This is a genomic window from Acinetobacter parvus DSM 16617 = CIP 108168 (assembly GCF_000368025.1).
GTDB classification, from domain to species: domain Bacteria; phylum Pseudomonadota; class Gammaproteobacteria; order Pseudomonadales; family Moraxellaceae; genus Acinetobacter; species Acinetobacter parvus.
The window spans coordinates 419,059-435,807 of record NZ_KB849211.1 but is presented as its reverse complement, the minus strand read 5'-3'; the positions used below and the strand labels follow the sequence as shown (position 1 = coordinate 435,807).

At 42.7% G+C, this 16,749-nt stretch carries 11 protein-coding genes and 1 tRNA gene; 7 read left to right on the top strand and 5 right to left on the bottom strand.

Annotation, left to right across the window (positions count from 1 at the left end; translation table 11 throughout):
* The first annotated feature begins 280 nt into the window (after positions 1 to 280).
* From F988_RS04175 to F988_RS04150, 6 genes are all read left to right on the top strand, one after another.
* On the top strand, positions 281 to 3,550 hold the full coding sequence (locus F988_RS04175) for a LysM peptidoglycan-binding domain-containing protein (RefSeq protein ID WP_004681264.1): 3,270 nt from the start codon (positions 281 to 283) through the stop codon (positions 3,548 to 3,550).
* Positions 3,551 to 3,556: 6 nt separating this feature from the next.
* On the top strand, positions 3,557 to 5,401 hold the full coding sequence (locus F988_RS04170; protein WP_004681261.1) for an extracellular solute-binding protein: 1,845 nt from the start codon (positions 3,557 to 3,559) through the stop codon (positions 5,399 to 5,401).
* Between the two features lie 20 nt (positions 5,402 to 5,421).
* Positions 5,422 to 6,492: a microcin C ABC transporter permease YejB gene (gene yejB / locus F988_RS04165; protein WP_004681260.1), complete on the top strand. Its 1,071-nt coding sequence runs from the start codon at positions 5,422 to 5,424 to the stop codon at positions 6,490 to 6,492.
* Positions 6,492 to 7,502, top strand: a complete 1,011-nt coding sequence (locus F988_RS04160) for an ABC transporter permease (RefSeq protein ID WP_004681259.1) — start codon at positions 6,492 to 6,494, stop codon at positions 7,500 to 7,502. The genes yejB and F988_RS04160 overlap by 1 nt, the downstream gene beginning before the upstream one ends.
* On the top strand, positions 7,480 to 9,075 hold the full coding sequence (locus F988_RS04155; protein ID WP_004681257.1) for a dipeptide ABC transporter ATP-binding protein: 1,596 nt from the start codon (positions 7,480 to 7,482) through the stop codon (positions 9,073 to 9,075). Before F988_RS04160 ends, F988_RS04155 begins: the two co-directional genes overlap by 23 nt.
* 99 nt (positions 9,076 to 9,174) lie before the next feature.
* Entirely contained in the window at positions 9,175 to 10,419 is a 1,245-nt protein-coding gene (locus tag F988_RS04150) for an NADH:flavin oxidoreductase/NADH oxidase family protein (protein ID WP_004681255.1), read from the top strand.
* A 66-nt stretch (positions 10,420 to 10,485) separates the two neighbouring features.
* On the opposite strand, the gene F988_RS04145 is transcribed toward F988_RS04150, so the two are convergent.
* From F988_RS04145 to pyrC, 4 genes are all read right to left on the bottom strand, one after another.
* The gene (locus tag F988_RS04145) at positions 10,486 to 11,907 is read right to left on the bottom strand and encodes an iron-containing redox enzyme family protein (RefSeq protein WP_004681254.1); all 1,422 of its coding nucleotides are present in this window, start codon (positions 11,905 to 11,907) and stop codon (positions 10,486 to 10,488) included.
* A 303-nt stretch (positions 11,908 to 12,210) separates the two neighbouring features.
* A tRNA-Glu gene (locus tag F988_RS04140) sits at positions 12,211 to 12,286 on the bottom strand.
* 19 nt (positions 12,287 to 12,305) lie between these two features.
* Positions 12,306 to 12,971, bottom strand: a complete 666-nt coding sequence (rnt, locus tag F988_RS04135) for a ribonuclease T (protein ID WP_004681252.1) — start codon at positions 12,969 to 12,971, stop codon at positions 12,306 to 12,308.
* A complete protein-coding gene (gene pyrC, locus F988_RS04130) occupies positions 12,956 to 13,990 on the bottom strand; it encodes a dihydroorotase (protein ID WP_010589244.1) in 1,035 nt (344 codons plus the stop codon). Before pyrC ends, rnt begins: the two co-directional genes overlap by 16 nt.
* 162 nt (positions 13,991 to 14,152) lie before the next feature.
* Between pyrC and F988_RS04125 the strand changes: the two genes are divergently transcribed.
* Positions 14,153 to 15,415, top strand: a complete 1,263-nt coding sequence (locus tag F988_RS04125) for a diguanylate cyclase (protein ID WP_004681250.1) — start codon at positions 14,153 to 14,155, stop codon at positions 15,413 to 15,415.
* 72 nt (positions 15,416 to 15,487) lie between these two features.
* On the opposite strand, the gene F988_RS04120 is transcribed toward F988_RS04125, so the two are convergent.
* Positions 15,488 to 16,678 (bottom strand): L,D-transpeptidase family protein, encoded by a 1,191-nt coding sequence (locus F988_RS04120; RefSeq protein WP_004681248.1) that lies wholly within the window; start codon positions 16,676 to 16,678, stop codon positions 15,488 to 15,490.
* Positions 16,679 to 16,749: the final 71 nt, after the last annotated feature.

Sequence of the window (16,749 nt, the reverse complement as noted above, 5' to 3'; positions counted from 1 at the left end):
GCATTGCCATCTAAATCGGTTAGACAAATATTCTGCTGTGACCTTGAGCAATTGGAATAACACTGTAGTTTTCCCGTATGGATGGAAGATTTTAGCATTTCCATCCTATTTCTTGTATTGTAAGGTGAAATTCTTCCTCTAGACGTTACAAAACACATATTTTTTAATTTCTTGTAACATTTCCATGCAAATCACGCTAAATTATTGCCTTGTCTAAGCGGCATGCTTTACTACAATGGCTAATTGAAAAAGAACTAGCGTGAGTTGACTGGAAGTTTTTATGTATAAATCGAGCACATTGGTGTGGCAAACATCTGCAACATCATTATTCAAAATTACTGTACTCACTTCCGCTCTAGCCGCGTTGGGAATGACCACAGGTTGTTCATCAACCCCTCAGACAAGCAAGGTTTCATCTTCAAAACAAGTGGGTTCAGGCCTTTTGGATGCAAACAGTCTGGATTCTCTGGAAGACCTGCTTTCCGCAACCGATATGCGTGCGGTGGAAGGCGACCGTCTTTTAGTCTTGAAACATGGTGATGTCTGGAAACGGATGACTGTGGGTTTCAAGATGGACTTAAACCGTTGGGACTCGCGTATCGAGGCGCAGCGTAGCTGGTTTATTTCCCGTCAACCTTATCTGGACCGTTTAAGTGCGCGTGCCAGCCGTTATTTATACCACACTGTAAAAGAGGCTGAACGCCGTGGTATGCCGACTGAATTGGCACTTTTGCCCGTAATTGAAAGCTCTTATGACCCAGCGGCAACCAGTAGTGCGGCAGCCGCGGGTTTGTGGCAGTTTATTCCAAGTACGGGACGTATCTACGGTTTGCAGCAAACCAGTTTATATGATGGCCGCCGTGATGTGGTTGAGTCCACACGTGCCGCTTATGAGTTTTTAGGCAGCTTATATAATCAATTTGGTTCTTGGGAACTGGCACTGGCTGCCTATAATGCAGGGCCAGGTCGAATCCAGCAGGCAATTAACCGTAATAAGGCGGCTGGGTTGCCAACTGACTACTGGTCCCTGAAACTGCCACAGGAAACCATGAACTATGTTCCCCGTTTTCTGGCGGTTGCACAAATTATTAAAAACCCAGGCGCTTATGGTGTGGCATTACCACCAATTGCCAACCGACCTCACTTTCGTGAAGTTGCCTTGTCCGCGCCGCTTGAGTTAAACCAGATTGCCTCGATCACGGGATTAAGCCGTGCTGAACTGTATACATTGAACCCAGCCTACCGTGGTGAGATGGTTGACCCGATGAGTCCAATGCGCATCCTGATTCCTGCGGACTTAAGTCCATCGATTGATGGAAAATTACGTTCTGGCAAGGCAGGTTCTGGTGGATTCTGGGCAAGTAGTGCGTCGCCACCTGCAATGAACCCATTAACCAGCTCAACCACAGTACGCACAACCACCTCAACTATAGGCAATGTGGGGCAAATCGTTAAGCCATCCACCACACCACCGCCACCATTAACCACGAAGACCAATACTGTACCCGTTACCACAACAACAAAAACGCCGACCAAGATTGCTACTCCTATGGGTTCAAATGCCTTGGCCTCTTTTGCCGCGGCGGCGGACGTGCCGAGTGCACCGCGTATTCCTGTGGCGATTACACCAGCACCAAATGTTAAGCCTGTCAGAATTGAACCACCAATTTCAATGCAGGAGCGCGAGCAGATTGTTGCTGCTGTGAAGCAGGAAGGTGTGAAAAAAACCGTAACACAAGTGCTAGAGCCGCAGGCAACACAGGCTGAAAAAGATCAGGTGGTTGCTGAAATTAAGGCCATTGCCCCACAGGGAACAGAAATTGTTGATCCATTTGATGGCAAGATTAAGCTGACCGCGATTCAGACCAGCCAATCGGTTGCCGATCAGAAAGGTCAGGAAGTCAGCAAGGGCTTTGCTTATCCAAAAACCTTGGCTGAAAGCCCAGAAATTGCCAATAGTGAAGATGCCAAGCGTAATCAGGGTAAGCCTTACATCAAGACCGATACCGATGTTGTGGTGGTCGCACCAAAAGGCAAGCGCAGTACCTATACCGTTCAACCAGGTGATACACTGGCCTCAATTGCCCAAAAGAATGGGGTGAACTGGCGTGACATTGCCAAATGGAACCAGATTGATCCAACAGGAACACTGTTTGTCGGGGCAAGCCTGTATCTCTATGATGCAAAACCACAAGCTGATACCTCCAAAGCAGTGGAAAGCAAGCCAGAAAGTTATGTGGTGCAGTCAGGTGATAGCCTGACCAATTTGGCGGCGCGTTTTGATCTAAGTCTTAAACAATTGGCCGACTATAATAATCTCTCTATAACGGACGGCTTGTTTGTAGGGCAAAAGCTCACATTGGTTGAGCCTAAAACCAATACGCGTAACAATCAACAAACAGTACGTGTGCCAGAGACAAAGACATCCACAGCCCAAAAAGTGGCGACCAAGTCCTATACGGTGAAACGTGGTGAATATCTCAAACTGATTGCGGACCGCTATGCCTTGTCGAATCAGGAGCTGGCTGATTTAACGCCAGGACTGACATCGGGTAGTAACTTGTTGGTGGGGCAAAAAATTAATGTACCCCTGCACGAGGTGTCACAAACTGAGGATAATGTCGAGCCTAAAAATACGGTTAAGTATGAAAATGTAAGTGCATCAACCAGCTACAAGACTGAGAACTACACGGTTCAACGCGGTGATACCTTATCCAGTATTGCGACAAAATCAAAAATCACCCTGAATGAATTGGCCGAGTTAAATAAGCTGAAGTCCAATAGTAGTGTTCGTCTAGGGCAGACCATCAGGATTCCAGCAGGTTCAACTGTTCCTGAGCAATATGTGGTTCAGTCTGGCGACAGCCTCAATGCAATTGCCAGCAAATATGACCTGACCGTCAACTATATTGCGGACTTGAATGGACTGGAGAGAACGGCTGGTGTGCGTGTTGGTCAGCGTTTAAAACTCACGGGTGATGCGCCAACTAAGGCAAATAATAGCAGTGCCAAAGCCAAAGAAGACAGTGTGCCAGATACTTACACAGTGAAGTCTGGAGATACTTTAACCAGTATTGCGAACCGCTATGCCTTACAGCTTGAAGATGTTGCTGCCTTAAACAACTTGTCTCGTGACAGTAATGTTCGTATTGGACAAAAACTTAAACTGACAGGTGATTTACCGAAAACTGAATCTGCCAAAGCGGATAATAGTAAAAATAGTGCCAACACCAAGGCGGTATCAAGCAAGAACACCGAAAAATATACAGTGAAAGCAGGTGAGTCACTGAACAGCATTGCCAGCCGTTTAGGCATGTCTGGACGTGAACTGGCAGAGTTGAATGATCTAAAAGCCACTACCAGCCTGCAACGTGGTCAGAGTATCTCCATTCCAAAAACGGTAACAGAGTATAAGGTAAAACGTGGTGATACCTTGATTGGTCTGGCGAGTAAGTATGGCATGGAAATTAATGCACTGGCTGAGATGAATGATCTTACCCCAAAAACTCAATTGCGTATTGGTGATGTGATTAAAGTCCCGAACCTGTAATTGCGCATGATTGCGTTGCTTGCTAGCAAGAGGCTTAGTCTATTGTATGGACTAAGCCTTTTTGCTCAGTTCTCATTTGCAGCCGTACATACCACGCCTTATTTGGCAATGCATGTGACCCCAAAATACGCACAATTACACGCCATGCCTTATGCCAATCCGAATGCACCGAAAGGTGGAGTGCTTAGCCAATCCAGTCTGGGAACGTTTGACAATTTAAATAGCATGAATGGTAAAGGCAGTGCCACAGAGGGCGTGAATTATCTATTTGATAGTCTGATGGACCGTTCTTTGGATGAGCCACGGGTGATGTATCCCCTATTGGCCGAAAAAGTCAGTTATGATCCTGATGACCTGCGATTTGTAATTTTCCACCTCAATCCTAAAGCCCGTTTCAATAATGGTCAGCCTGTCACCGCAGACGATGTTAAATTTACTTTTGATACCTACCAGACCAAAGCCAATCTGGGTTTTCAAATGTATTTGTCCGATTTGGCAAAAACAGAAGTCATTTCCAGGTATCAGGTTAAATTTATTTTTAAATCCAGGAATAATGTGGAAATGCCGCTGATTGTGGCAAGCCTACCCATCTATTCCAAGCAGGACTGGAGCAATAAGGATTTTACCCGTATTACTTTGCAGCCAATTGTAGGATCTGGACCTTATATGCTGGAGCGTATTGATGCAGGGCGGAGTATAAGCTATAAACGTAGTCCAAATTATTGGGCCAGAGACTTGCCTGTCAATAAAGGGCGTTATAATTTTGATCGGCTGAAATATGTCTATTACCGTAATTTAGAGGTCAGTTTTGAGGGTTTTAAATCCCGACAATTTTATTTATACGAAGAAAAAAATATCCGTAACTGGATAACCGCTTACCATTTTCCAGCGATGCAATCGGGCTGGATCAAAAAGTATAAAGCCCGTCTAGGTACGCCCTTAGATATTCAAAGTCTGGTATTTAATATTCGCCGTTCACCTTTAAATGATATTCATCTGCGTAAAGCTTTAACCTATGCCTACGATTTTGAATGGCAAAATAAAGCATTATTTTTTAATCAAAACCGACGTTTACAAAGCTATTTTGATAATACGGATTTGGCTGCAACAGGCAAGCCTAGTACAGCAGAATTAAACATCATTCAGCCTTTTCTGAAACGGCTTGATCCTGTCATGCGACAAGGTGTGTTGGCCGATTGGCATTATCCTGTATCGGATGGCAGCGGTTTTAACCGTCAGAATTTATTGATTGCCCAAAAAATTCTAAAAGATGCGGGCTATATGATTCGCAATGGCAAGTTATATGATCGGCAGGGCAAACTGATTCAAATTGAACTGCTCATGCAACTGGAAAATCCACAACGTGAGTTGATGCCCTTTGTACGTAATTTGAATCGTTTAGGGATTCAGGTCAAGCTGAGGCAAGTGGATGTGCCGCAGTATATGGAACGGATTCGCCGTCAGGACTTTGATATGATGGTGATGAAAATGCCACAAACTTTAACCCCAGGTAAGGAACAGGCGCAGTTTTGGAGCAGTGCTGCCGCAGATGAGTCGAATAACTATAATTATTCAGGAATTAAGAATCCTGCGATTGACCAGATGATTGACAAGATTGTGGCTGCCAAACACCGTGATGAAGTAGTGCTGTATACCCGTGTGCTGGATCGTTTGTTGCGGGCAGGCTATTATCAAATCCTGACTTATGGCAAGCCTGAACGCTGGTTTGCCTATTGGGATATCTATCAGCAGCCTAAAATTAAACCAAAACTTTCAGTGGGTTGGGAGTATTGGTGGGTGGATGCAGATAAAGCCAGCAAGCTAGACCAAGCTATCCAAAAACATCAATGAAAATAATCAAGGATATTTAAATGTCTCACTATATTCTGAAAAGAATGTTATTGATGATTCCCACATTATTTTTCATTGTGTTGATTAACTTTATGATTGTGCAGATTGCGCCAGGTGGACCTGTCGAACAAGCCATTCAACAAATACAAAATGCACAGGGTTTAGGTACAGGAACAAGCGCTTCATCTAGCCTAAGTAACTTGGCGCAATATCAGGGCGCGCGTGGTCTCAGTCCTGAAATGGTTGATAAAATTAAAGCACAATATGGTTTTGATCGTCCTGCGTATGAACGTTTCTGGTTGATGATCAAGGGATATTTAACATTCGATTTTGGTACAAGCTTTTTTAAGGATAAACCTGTTACGCAACTGCTTTATGAAAAACTGCCTGTCACTTTGTCTCTAGGCTTGTGGAGCACTTTCCTGATTTACCTGATTGCGATTCCATTGGGGATGAAGAAAGCCAAAAAAAATGGTCTGGTGTTTGATCAATCGACTTCCTTGTTATTGGCTGTCAGTTATGCCATTCCATCGTTTGTGTTTGCCATTGTGTTGATTGTATTTTTTGCAGGTGGCAGTTATTTGCAATGGTTTCCATTACAAGGTCTGGTTTCAGAAAATTTTGCCCAACTCAGTCTATTGGAAAAAATTAAAGATTATCTCTGGCATATGTGCTTGCCGATTTTGAGTATGGTGTTAGGCAGTTTTGCAGCCTTGACCTATCTGACTAAATATTCATTTGTGGAAGAATTGCAAAAACCTTATGTGCTGACCGCACGGTCTAAAGGTTTAAGTGATCGTCAGGTGCTCTATGGTCATGTCTTTCGTAATGCAAGCTTGGTGATTGTGGCAGCTTTACCTGAAGCATTGGTCGGGATTTTCTTTGTCGGTAATTTATTTATCGAGATTATTTTTAATCTTGATGGCATTGGTTTATTAGGGTTTGAGGCGATTACTCAACGTGATTATCCAGTGATTTTCGGCACCTTATTTTTATTCAGCTTGTTTGGCATGATCCTGCGTTTAATTGGCGATTTGCTTTATCAAGTGATTGATCCTCGGATTGATTTTGAAGCAAGAGGTGGTAAATAATGTCGCCTTTAATGCAGCAGCGTTTCCATCGTTTTCGACAAAATAAATTGGGTTTTCGCTGTTTAATCGTATTTCTGATTATTTTTATCCTGTCTTTATGTGCGGAATTTATTGCCAATGATCGTCCTTTATTGGTTCGTTATCAGCAGTCACTTTATTTTCCTATATTAAAAGATTATCCAGAAACCACGTTTGGTGGACAATTTGAAACCGCAACCGATTATCAAGACCCTGCGGTCAAACAGTTAATTCAGCAACAGGGCTGGATGCTTTCTCCACCTGTGGCATTTTCCTATCAATCACCCAATTTATCCCTTGCCGTGCCGGTACCCTCAAAACCAAGCTTACAAAACTGGCTCGGAACTGATGATCAGGGGCGAGATGTATTTGCCCGAATCTTATATGGTTTACGCCTTTCCTTATTGTTTGGATTGGCTTTGACTGTATGTTCGGCTGTGATTGGCATTATGGTTGGCGCAATACAAGGCTATTATGGAGGCTGGATTGATCTGATTGGACAACGCATTTTGGAAGTGTGGGGTGGTTTGCCCATGCTGTTTATCGTGATGATTCTGGTGAGTATGTTTAGCCCTAGCGTGTATTGGCTTTTTCTGATTATGCTACTGTTTGGCTGGACAGAACTGGTGGGATTGGTGCGTGCTGAATTTTTACGTGCCCGAAATTTTGATTATGTGAGGGCTGCGCAAGCGTTGGGCGTGAGTGATAGTCAGATTATTTTCAAGCATATTTTACCCAATGCCATGAGTTCCAGTCTGTCGCAGATTCCTTTTATGTTGACCGCCAATATCACTGCCTTAACTGCGCTAGACTTCTTGGGTTATGGTCTACCGCCTGATGCCGCGTCGTTAGGTGAACTCTTGTTACAAGGCAAAAATAATCTGGAGGCACCGTGGCTGGTGTTATCTGGCTTTTTTACTTTGGCGATTGTGTTGTCCTTGTTGATTTATATTGGGGAGGCGGCACGTGATGCATTTGACCCAAGACGTTAAGCCGTTGTTAAAAGTGCAGCAGCTTTGCATTGTCAATGAAACAGGGCAGGCCTTGCTGGATGATTTAAATTTCGAGCTCTATCCAGCTCAGACGTTGGCAATGGTGGGCGAAAGTGGTTCAGGTAAATCCATCAGTGCTTTGGGATTATTGGGTTTATTGCCTGAAACTTTAATTGTGCAAGGTGTGGTGCAATTTAAAAATGATGATCTATTAAAGCTTAGCCAGCAACAATTACAGCAGCTTCGTGGCAAAGGTATTGCCATGATTTTTCAGGAACCCATGACCGCACTCAATCCATTACATAAGGTGGAAAAGATCGTTGGTGAAAATCTGATTTTGCAAGGTCTGTCCAAAGCAGAAGCTCAGCAAAAAGTGATCAATTTACTACATGATGTGGGCATTGAGGATGCACAGCAGATTCTAAAATCCTATCCACATCAGCTTTCGGGTGGGCAACGACAGCGTATCATGATTGCAATGGCGCTGGCTTTAGAACCTGATATTTTAATTGCCGATGAACCCACCACCGCTTTAGATGTGATGTTGCAGGCACAGATTTTGGAATTACTTAAAAAGCTGCAACAGCAACGCAACATGGCGATGATTTTGATTAGCCATGACCTCAATCTGGTCAAACGTTATGCTGATCATGTGCTGGTTTTGAATAAAGGCAAAGTCGAAGAGCAAGGTACAATTGCTGAAATTTTTGACCAGCCAAAAACGGAATGTACCCGAAATTTACTCAATCACGATTTTGGACAGGCTTTGGTATTGGAATCAGCAGAAACGTTATTAAGGCTTGAATATGTCACGGTAAAATATCCAATTAAACACGGCTTATTCAACCAGATTAAGTACGATAAAGTAGCAGCCGAAGCGATTAATCTGGAATTAATGCAGGGTGAGGCATTAGGCATCGTCGGGGAGAGTGGTTCGGGAAAATCTTCTTTAGCTTTGGCAATTGCACGTCTGATTGCCAGTGAGGGAGACATTATTTTTCAGGGCAAAAATTTAAACCAATTGAATCAAAAACAACTTAGACCTTTACGAAGTGATTTTCAGATCGTATTTCAAGACCCTTTGAGCAGCTTAAATCCACGTATGACAGTTGAACAGATCATTGGGGAGGGCTTAAAGCTTAGATCAATTTCCAAAATATTGATTACAAATAAAATTGAAGAAGTACTGAGTAAAGTTGAATTATCAATAGAGTCTAAGCATTCATATCCACATCAACTGTCTGGTGGGCAACGGCAAAGAGTGGCATTGGCAAGGGCTTTGGTGTTACAACCCAAACTTATTATATTGGATGAACCCACCTCAGCACTGGATCGCAGTACACAGCGTGCCATGATTCAATTGTTACGCCGATTACAGCAGCAAGACCAGATCAGTTACATCTTTATCAGTCATGACTTACAAGTCATTCAAGCGCTCTGCCAAAAGATCATGGTCATGCGCCAAGCCAAAGTTGTGGAATATCAAGCAACAGCACTTCTGTTTAACCAGCCTCAAACAGAATATACACAACAGTTGATCACAGCCAGCCAGTACGGAGCATCTTGTAATTAAACTGACATATGATATTGTCAATTTATCGGAAGATAGCTTGACATCAACAATAATCAGATTAAATTGGAGTAAATACTCTAATTGTAGCAGAGGATGACCATGAGTCAGATTGCAGACAGTATCCAGATTCGTAATACCACATTTAAAAACCGTATTATCAAAGGTGCCATGAGTGAAGCACTTGCCAACCATGATGGACAACCGAATGATTTGCATATCGGTTTATATGAGGCTTGGGCAAAGGGTGGTTTAGGTTGTGCCATTACAGGCAATGTGATGGTGAGTATCGCTGCCAAGAATGAACCTGGTGTGGTTGTAATTGAAACTGAACGTGATTTGGCAAAATTACAGCAGTGGGCGGCAGTGGGTAAAAAATACGGGATGGTACAATTGATTCAATTGTCACATCCAGGTCGTCAATGTCCAAAAGGTTTGAATAAGGAAACGGTTGCACCCTCGGCTGTGCCATTTAGCCCAATGCTGGCCACCATGTTTGGTACGCCTCGTGAACTAAAACATGAAGAAATTCTGGATATTATCCAGCGTTTTGCCACAGCAGCAGCCATTTGTGAAAAAGCAGGTTTTGAGGGCGTGCAACTACACGGTGCGCATGGTTATCTGATCAGCCAGTTTTTATCGCCACTGACCAATAAACGTACTGATCAATGGGGTGGTTCAATTGAGAATCGCAGCCGCTTCTTATTAGAAATTTATAAGGCGGTACGTGCTGCGACTTCTGAGAATTTTATCATTTCAGTGAAATTAAACTCGGCAGACTTTCAGCGCGGTGGCATTAGTGAAGAAGACGTGATTTATGTCTTTAAGGCGATGGATGCAGTCGGGATTGATATTATTGAAGTTTCTGGTGGAACCTATGAGGCACCAGCCATGGCGGGGGTAAAAGCAGAGAAACGTAAAGCGTCAACGGTTGCCCGTGAAGCCTATTTCCTCGACTTTGCCGAAAAGATCCGTCAGGAAGTTAATTGTCATTTAATGGTGACGGGGGGCTTCCGTACCGCAGCAGGTATGAACGCAGCTCTGGATAGTGGCGCATGTGATTTCATCGGTATTGCACGTCCATTTGCGGTCGAGCCTGATCTGGGTAACCGTCTGGTTGCAGGACAGGATGTACGTTATGCAGTGGAGAAAATTAAAACCGGTATTCCAATGATCGATAAAATGGCGATTATGGAAATTATTTGGTATGCCGCGCAATTTAAAGAAATTGCTAAAGGTAATCGACCAAATCCAAAGCTGTCACCTTTAAAGGTATTTTTAAATTATGTAAAAGGCAATGTGAAAGCTGTGATTAAAGGTCAGATCAATTCACGTAAATCGGCTTGATTTGCATAATGCATTGAAGCAAAAAACAGGGCATATAAAAGGCCCTGTTTTTAATGAACTATCTTTTTAAGAATAAGTCATGGCTTGAGTCTGAAAAGGGAAGAGTAGCTGGGAAAGCTGACGTGTTGCCCACAAGCCCACTTCCTGATGATGCATATGCGGTGCCACATAAGGAATCAATAAATCAATTTTTTGTTCGGCAGCAGCACAGCGATTCAGACGGCTTTTCAGTTGATGGATCTGTTGCTGGTCGATACGGTTCAACACCAGTTCCATCTGGTTATGTACTTGAGATCTGCTGCGTGATGACAGACGAGCAGCAAAAGTCTCACCTTGAATCCAGTCTTTAATAATCTGTTTTTCACTGGCATTAAATACACCAAACATTTTGCCATCTGGATCATCAATCATTTTCCAGAAACGACTTTGTTCAACAGGTGCATCTCTTACAATCCAGCCTTTTTCAATCATGACTATCAGGAAGTCCGCAATCTGTGCCGGATCGGATAACCATTCATTAATGGTCTTGCCTCTAAACTGGCATTTCTGGTTATGGATATATTGTCCAATCAGCGCTTTGTTCTGGAACACTTTCAAAGCCAGTTTTTCAGTATCCAGTTGCTTGATGATCTGGGTAGAACTTTTACCAATGTCATTCAGCACATAACCTTTTTTAATCAGATCAAGATACTGAGCAGGATCTTCAGCGAGTGCATATTGATCTAAATACGCTTGCAGCGATTTTTGTGCATGACCATTGTGAGCATTATCAATGGTAATGTGTACATTGAAGTAATGTGGATCAATACCCAGTTCAGACAGCTCATAATTGGTAACTAACAGGTGTAAGGGCAGCTGCTCATAACCCAGATTAAAACCAATGACTAACGGTAAATATTCTGGCGGTGCATAAGCTAGTGCCAGTTGAACGGCTGCCTGTTCATAATAACTGGCATCTAACTGTTCAGCATAGCTGTTCAACTCATAATGATTCAGCAAGTCCTGATACATGGTGACATGATTGGCGCGGGTATGACCCAAGCCCAGTTCTTCCAGATAGATATAAATCAGGTCTTTGTTTTCCGGACGATTCCAGTTTTGCACAGTTGAATACAACCATGAGCCGTCTACCAGTTTTACAGGTGCGACTTTGGCCAAGAACTCAAATGCATGTGACACAGTCGGGAAGTATTCACGTCCTTGCTGCTGTTTACGCCGTTCTACATACGATTGGAAAATTGCGCAGGTTTGGTGGTGCTGTTCCAGAAAATGTTGCTCTACATGTCTGGGTTGATCCAGCCATTCCAATCCAGCCACATCAACTTGATGGATTAAATCTCTTAAATAGTTCTCAGCCTGTTCGGTCTTTACTGTCGTCGAAATCTGTTGATCTTGAAAGAAGTTGACCCAATCTTTAAAGTTATTGAATTGATGATTATGATTTTTAATAGATGATTCAGGCGAACTTAACTTTGTACTGACGAACATAATCTGATCCTTGCAGATATATTATGCTTTCTACCTTAATGGCATGCTTATACCACCGGTGTTGATTTTTTGTTCGGATTTATAGTGCGATTGTTGTAAATGAAATTGAATGGATAACGAGTTGAAGAGAAATGTAAAAGAATAAGATTTTTGAATGAATTATTTATAAACAAATACAATTGCAATCGAGACAATTTGATCAAACATTAAAAAACAGGAATGAAGGAACATGCAATAAAAAAGCCCAAGTCATCATGCTTGGGCTTTTTTATGAGAAGTTAATTAAATTAACCATCTCGAATATGGCGTCCCTACGGGGATTCGAACCCCGGTTACCGCCGTGAAAGGGCGATGTCCTAGGCCTCTAGACGATAGGGACTTCTTGAGGTGGGGGTATATTAGGGTTCTGTCACCAAAGTGTCAAGAAGATGGGGAGACAGTTTGTTCAAAATATAGCAAAACAGTTCAGCCGTCTTCTGGGTATCGTATAGGGCGGAATGTGCCTCCTTGCCATCAAACTCAATTCCCGCCTGAATACACGCCCGCGCCAACACAGTTTGGCCAAACATGACCGCACTGAGTGTTACGGTATCAAACACAGAGAAGCTATGAAAAGGATTCTGGTTCTTTGTTCCAGTACGGGCAATTGCCGCCTGCAAGAAACCTAAATCAAAATGGGCATTGTGTCCGACCAAAACCGCATGGGTACAATGCTGTGCCTTACGAACCTCGTTCAATGATTTGAAAATACGTTTCAATGCGCCACGTTCGTCTTCCGCCATCGCCACACGCATTGGATTAAATGGATCAATCCCAATAAAATCTAAAGAACGGCGGTCAAGGTTCGCTCCCTCAAAAGGATTGATATGGGCATGAAATGATGGTCCAGGAATAAATTGCCCTTGTTCATCATAGATAATTGGAATACATGCGATTTCCAGAAGTGCATCGGTTTGTGCATTAAAACCTGCTGTCTCCACATCAACAACAACAGGTAGGAATCCACGAAAACGCTGGGCAATTACAGGAGCTTTACTTTCTGCTTGTGTCACACTTTTCTCCATTGCAGTGTTTTTCCTGCATGAAGTGGAATAATTTTCTGACCATCAAGATAGTCAAATGATTCAGCTACGGTATTTTCTTCCTTGACCAGCGTGATGGTAGAGGTATTGCGTGGCAAACCATAGAAGTCAGCACCGAATATGCTAGCAAAACCCTCTAGCCGCTCTAATTTACCCACTTGGTCAAATGCCTGAGCATACAATTCAATCGCATTCGGTGCACTATAGCAACCTGCACAACCACAGGCATTTTCCTTGGCATGTTGTGCATGAGGTGCACTGTCTGTCCCTAGGAAGAATTTTGGATTACCGCTGGTTGCAACTTCCAGTAATGTGGTTTGATGAGTTTGACGCTTTAAAATCGGCAGGCAGTAAAAATGTGGCTTGACCCCACCAACCAACATATCATTACGGTTAAACAATAAATGTTGTGGAGTGATGGTCGCGGCAACATTGCGATCCTGCTCAAGCACAAAATTGGCTGCATCGCTGGTGGTGATGTGTTCCAATACCACCTTTAATTTTGGAAACTGTTTGAGTAGTGGTGAGAGTATTTCATCAAGGAAACGTTTTTCACGGTCAAAAATATCAACATGGTTGTGTGTTACTTCACCATGTAACAATAAAGGCACCTGATGTTCTTCAAGCTGTTCAATTACCGCATATACCTTGCGGATATCGCTAACCCCATTATCCGAATTTGTGGTGGCACCAGCAGGATAAAGCTTGATGGCATTCACAAATTCAGAGTCTTTAATTTTACGAACTTCGTCTGGAGGGGTATGATCAGTAAAATACAGCACCATACGTGGATCGAAATGGAGTCCCTCTGGCACATGGGCAAGAATACGATCGCGGTATGCCAAAGCTTCTTCTACAGTTTTGACTGGTGGAACAAGGTTCGGCATACAAATCGCGCGTGCAAATTGTTTTGCCAAATCAGGTACAGTGCGTTTTAGGGCTAAACCATCACGCAAATGTGCGTGCCAATCGTCTGGTTGTAAAAGTGTAAGAGTATTCAAGGCGTACTTCAAACTTAAAAATAATACAAATAATAATGCATATAGTGTGAAAATGGTAACTACAATTATGGATAAGTGGTTAACCAAAGCACATGACAAAATGCGATTTTGTGTTATTTTTATGCGGCATAAGAATAGTGCATTATAAAAAGAGTATTGAGGATGGATAACCAGTATGATCTTGATCAATTACGGAGGTCAAAAGAGGATCTAGAGCAGCTTGTTGCTCAGCATTTTAAATCAAATAACCGGCAGACCTTGCTCCCTAAAAAGTTGGAAGATGAGTTTTGGGCATTCAATATTGACCGAACACGTGTCAATGCCATTCAGTTTTTTGGTCAGGGTGTGATTACCTATACCATTTTTGTACTGTTGATCTTGCCCTCCAATTATTTTGTTCTTCGTGAAAGTCCACATTTTGTTCTCGATTTTATTTACAGCATTTTAAGTTTAATTGTTGTGGGGGCCGCACTGTTTTTATTCTGGGCTTTTTCCCGTTTTAGAAACCTAAGAGCTTTCTTTTATCCAGCCGCTTGTACGATTGTTTTTTTTACCATTGTACTGACTTCATCGCTGATGATCGGGGTCTCCAATGTGGTGTTGCAGAACCAGGCAATGGTGCTGGTTGCTTTCTTATACATGCTGGGCTTTATCCTGAGTGGTATCAAACCCTTGCATATGTTGTGGATCGGTTCTTTTGCGGCAATTGTTACCCTGTTTTTTCTTTATTTTTTAAATATTCCCTATGACCTTTTGATGATAGGTCGGAACTTTATTGGAAGCCTGCTCCTGGGTTTTTCCATCAGTGTAATGCTGAATTCTAAAGAGCAACGGATTTTTATAAAATCAAAAATATCTGAGATTGATGAGAAAATTCTACGCTTACAGGCCTCCGAACTGCTCCATCTAAGTCAGCATGATGAACTGACCAATGTGTCGAATCGTCGTACTTTTGAGGAAATGTTTACCCATTACTATAACCTGGCATGTAAGGAAAGCACGTCGTTATCTGTGCTGTTTATCGATATTGATTATTTTAAAAACTACAACGATTTTTATGGTCATCAGATGGGGGATCAGGTGATTTCTGAAGTCGCAAAAACCATAAAAAGTTCGATTCGCCATATGGATTTTATTGCACGTTATGGGGGAGAGGAATTTGTGGTGCTGTTGCCTGAAACTTCTGCTCAAGGTGCGTATGCGGTTGCAACCAATATTTACCGCGCCATTGACCGATTAATGATTGTACATGAGAAATCACTGGTCTCTAATTATGTCACCATTAGTTTGGGCATTACCGTTTTTAATGGTAATCCTAAAATCAGTCAGGATGTTCTGATTCAAACTGCGGATAAAGCATTATATCGAGCAAAGAAATTAGGGCGAAATCAAATTTACTATCAACCATTGCCTATTGTTGAATAAAACTTGGCAATTAAAAAAACCGAATATTAGTAAACAATATTCGGTTTTAATTTACTTGGAATAACCCTGAAATTATTCAAGGAATTTTACGGTTACACCTGAACGGACTTTATTCCCCAAGTCATTGGCATCCCAGTTGGTTAAACGGATACAACCATGTGAGGCGGTCTTGGAAATTAATGATGGGTTTGGCGTACCATGAATACCAAATGATTTTTTACTTAAACCAATCCAGATATTGCCCACAGGTGCGTTGGGACCAGGTGGCAAGGTCAGTGGCTTAAGGTTTTTCCCCTGAACAAAGTTGGATGGTGAGTAGCTATAGTATGGGTTTTTCGCAACACCGACCACTTTATAGGTACCTGTTGGAGAAGGCGTGTCAGCACTGCCAATTGTCGCAGGAAATGAAGCAATCATTTGGTTACGGCTATTAAACAGATAAAGCTGTTTTGCGCCTTTATGTGCCACGATTAAATGGATGTCTTCAGGCAAGTCGTTACGCACATTGGCAACAACGATTTTTTCACCTGGTTTTTTGAATGTTGCGTTTGGGTTTAACTGTCTCAGGAATTTTTCATCCATGTGAAACTTTTCACCGAGCATTTCTGTCACGCGTGTGTAGTAAAGGCCTTTCATTTTAGCTTGCAGCGCATAATCTGATGGGATTGAGTCTGCATACGGACCTTTAAAATCAGCATCGGTTGTGGTGTATTCAACATAGGCTGGTTTGGTTTGCTTGGAAACCAGTGCATCCCATGTTTCCTTGGTGAGTTCACCTGTTGGGGTGATGCCATTCATTTGCTGGAATGACGCAATCGCTTTCAGCGTGTTTTTACCATTGGCACCATCAATCGCACCTGGTGACGCATGTGCATTGTTCAGCATGACATGGGCACGTGCATAAGCAGGAGATTGGCCTTTTGGCATATTCTCAGACCACTCGGCATTATTAAGCGAGTCTAGGTTCCAGCTTGTAGACACTGACTTGGATGTTGCTGCTGAATCTGGGGCTTTTTCCAGATTCTGGGAAACGGTTGAGGCGGCATTATTGGGTTGTGGTTCAGAAGCCGCCTGTGGTTCTGAGGCTGCCTGCGCAACCGCACTTGAAGATGACGCAACATTAATTGCTAAAGGATCAATTGGATCTTCAACTGAGGTCGAAATTTTTTTGGGATTTAAAGGTTGCTCAGTTGTTGGTGCAGCTAAAGCAACATTAATCAGAATAGAACTTAAACTCACAGCGAGTAATGAGCGAACAAACATGCAATTTAACCTTAAGAATTATTCATATTGAGATTGAGGGTCTGTCAACGTTTCACACATACTTGCGACAG

Bases quoted from the DNA above. Each gene is read 5' to 3' on its own strand.
- F988_RS04175 (WP_004681264.1), top strand. From the start codon at position 281: ATGTATAAATCGAGCACATTGGTGTGGCAAACATCTGCAACATCATTA.
- F988_RS04160 (WP_004681259.1), top strand. From the start codon at position 6,492: ATGTCGCCTTTAATGCAGCAGCGTTTCCATCGTTTTCGACAAAATAAA.
- F988_RS04155 (WP_004681257.1), top strand. From the start codon at position 7,480: ATGCATTTGACCCAAGACGTTAAGCCGTTGTTAAAAGTGCAGCAGCTT.
- rnt (WP_004681252.1), bottom strand. From the start codon at position 12,971: ATGGAGAAAAGTGTGACACAAGCAGAAAGTAAAGCTCCTGTAATTGCC.
- F988_RS04120 (WP_004681248.1), bottom strand. From the start codon at position 16,678: ATGTTTGTTCGCTCATTACTCGCTGTGAGTTTAAGTTCTATTCTGATT.
- F988_RS04170 (WP_004681261.1), top strand. From the start codon at position 3,557: ATGATTGCGTTGCTTGCTAGCAAGAGGCTTAGTCTATTGTATGGACTA.
- F988_RS04125 (WP_004681250.1), top strand. From the start codon at position 14,153: ATGGATAACCAGTATGATCTTGATCAATTACGGAGGTCAAAAGAGGAT.
- F988_RS04145 (WP_004681254.1), bottom strand. From the start codon at position 11,907: ATGTTCGTCAGTACAAAGTTAAGTTCGCCTGAATCATCTATTAAAAAT.
- F988_RS04150 (WP_004681255.1), top strand. From the start codon at position 9,175: ATGAGTCAGATTGCAGACAGTATCCAGATTCGTAATACCACATTTAAA.
- yejB (WP_004681260.1), top strand. From the start codon at position 5,422: ATGTCTCACTATATTCTGAAAAGAATGTTATTGATGATTCCCACATTA.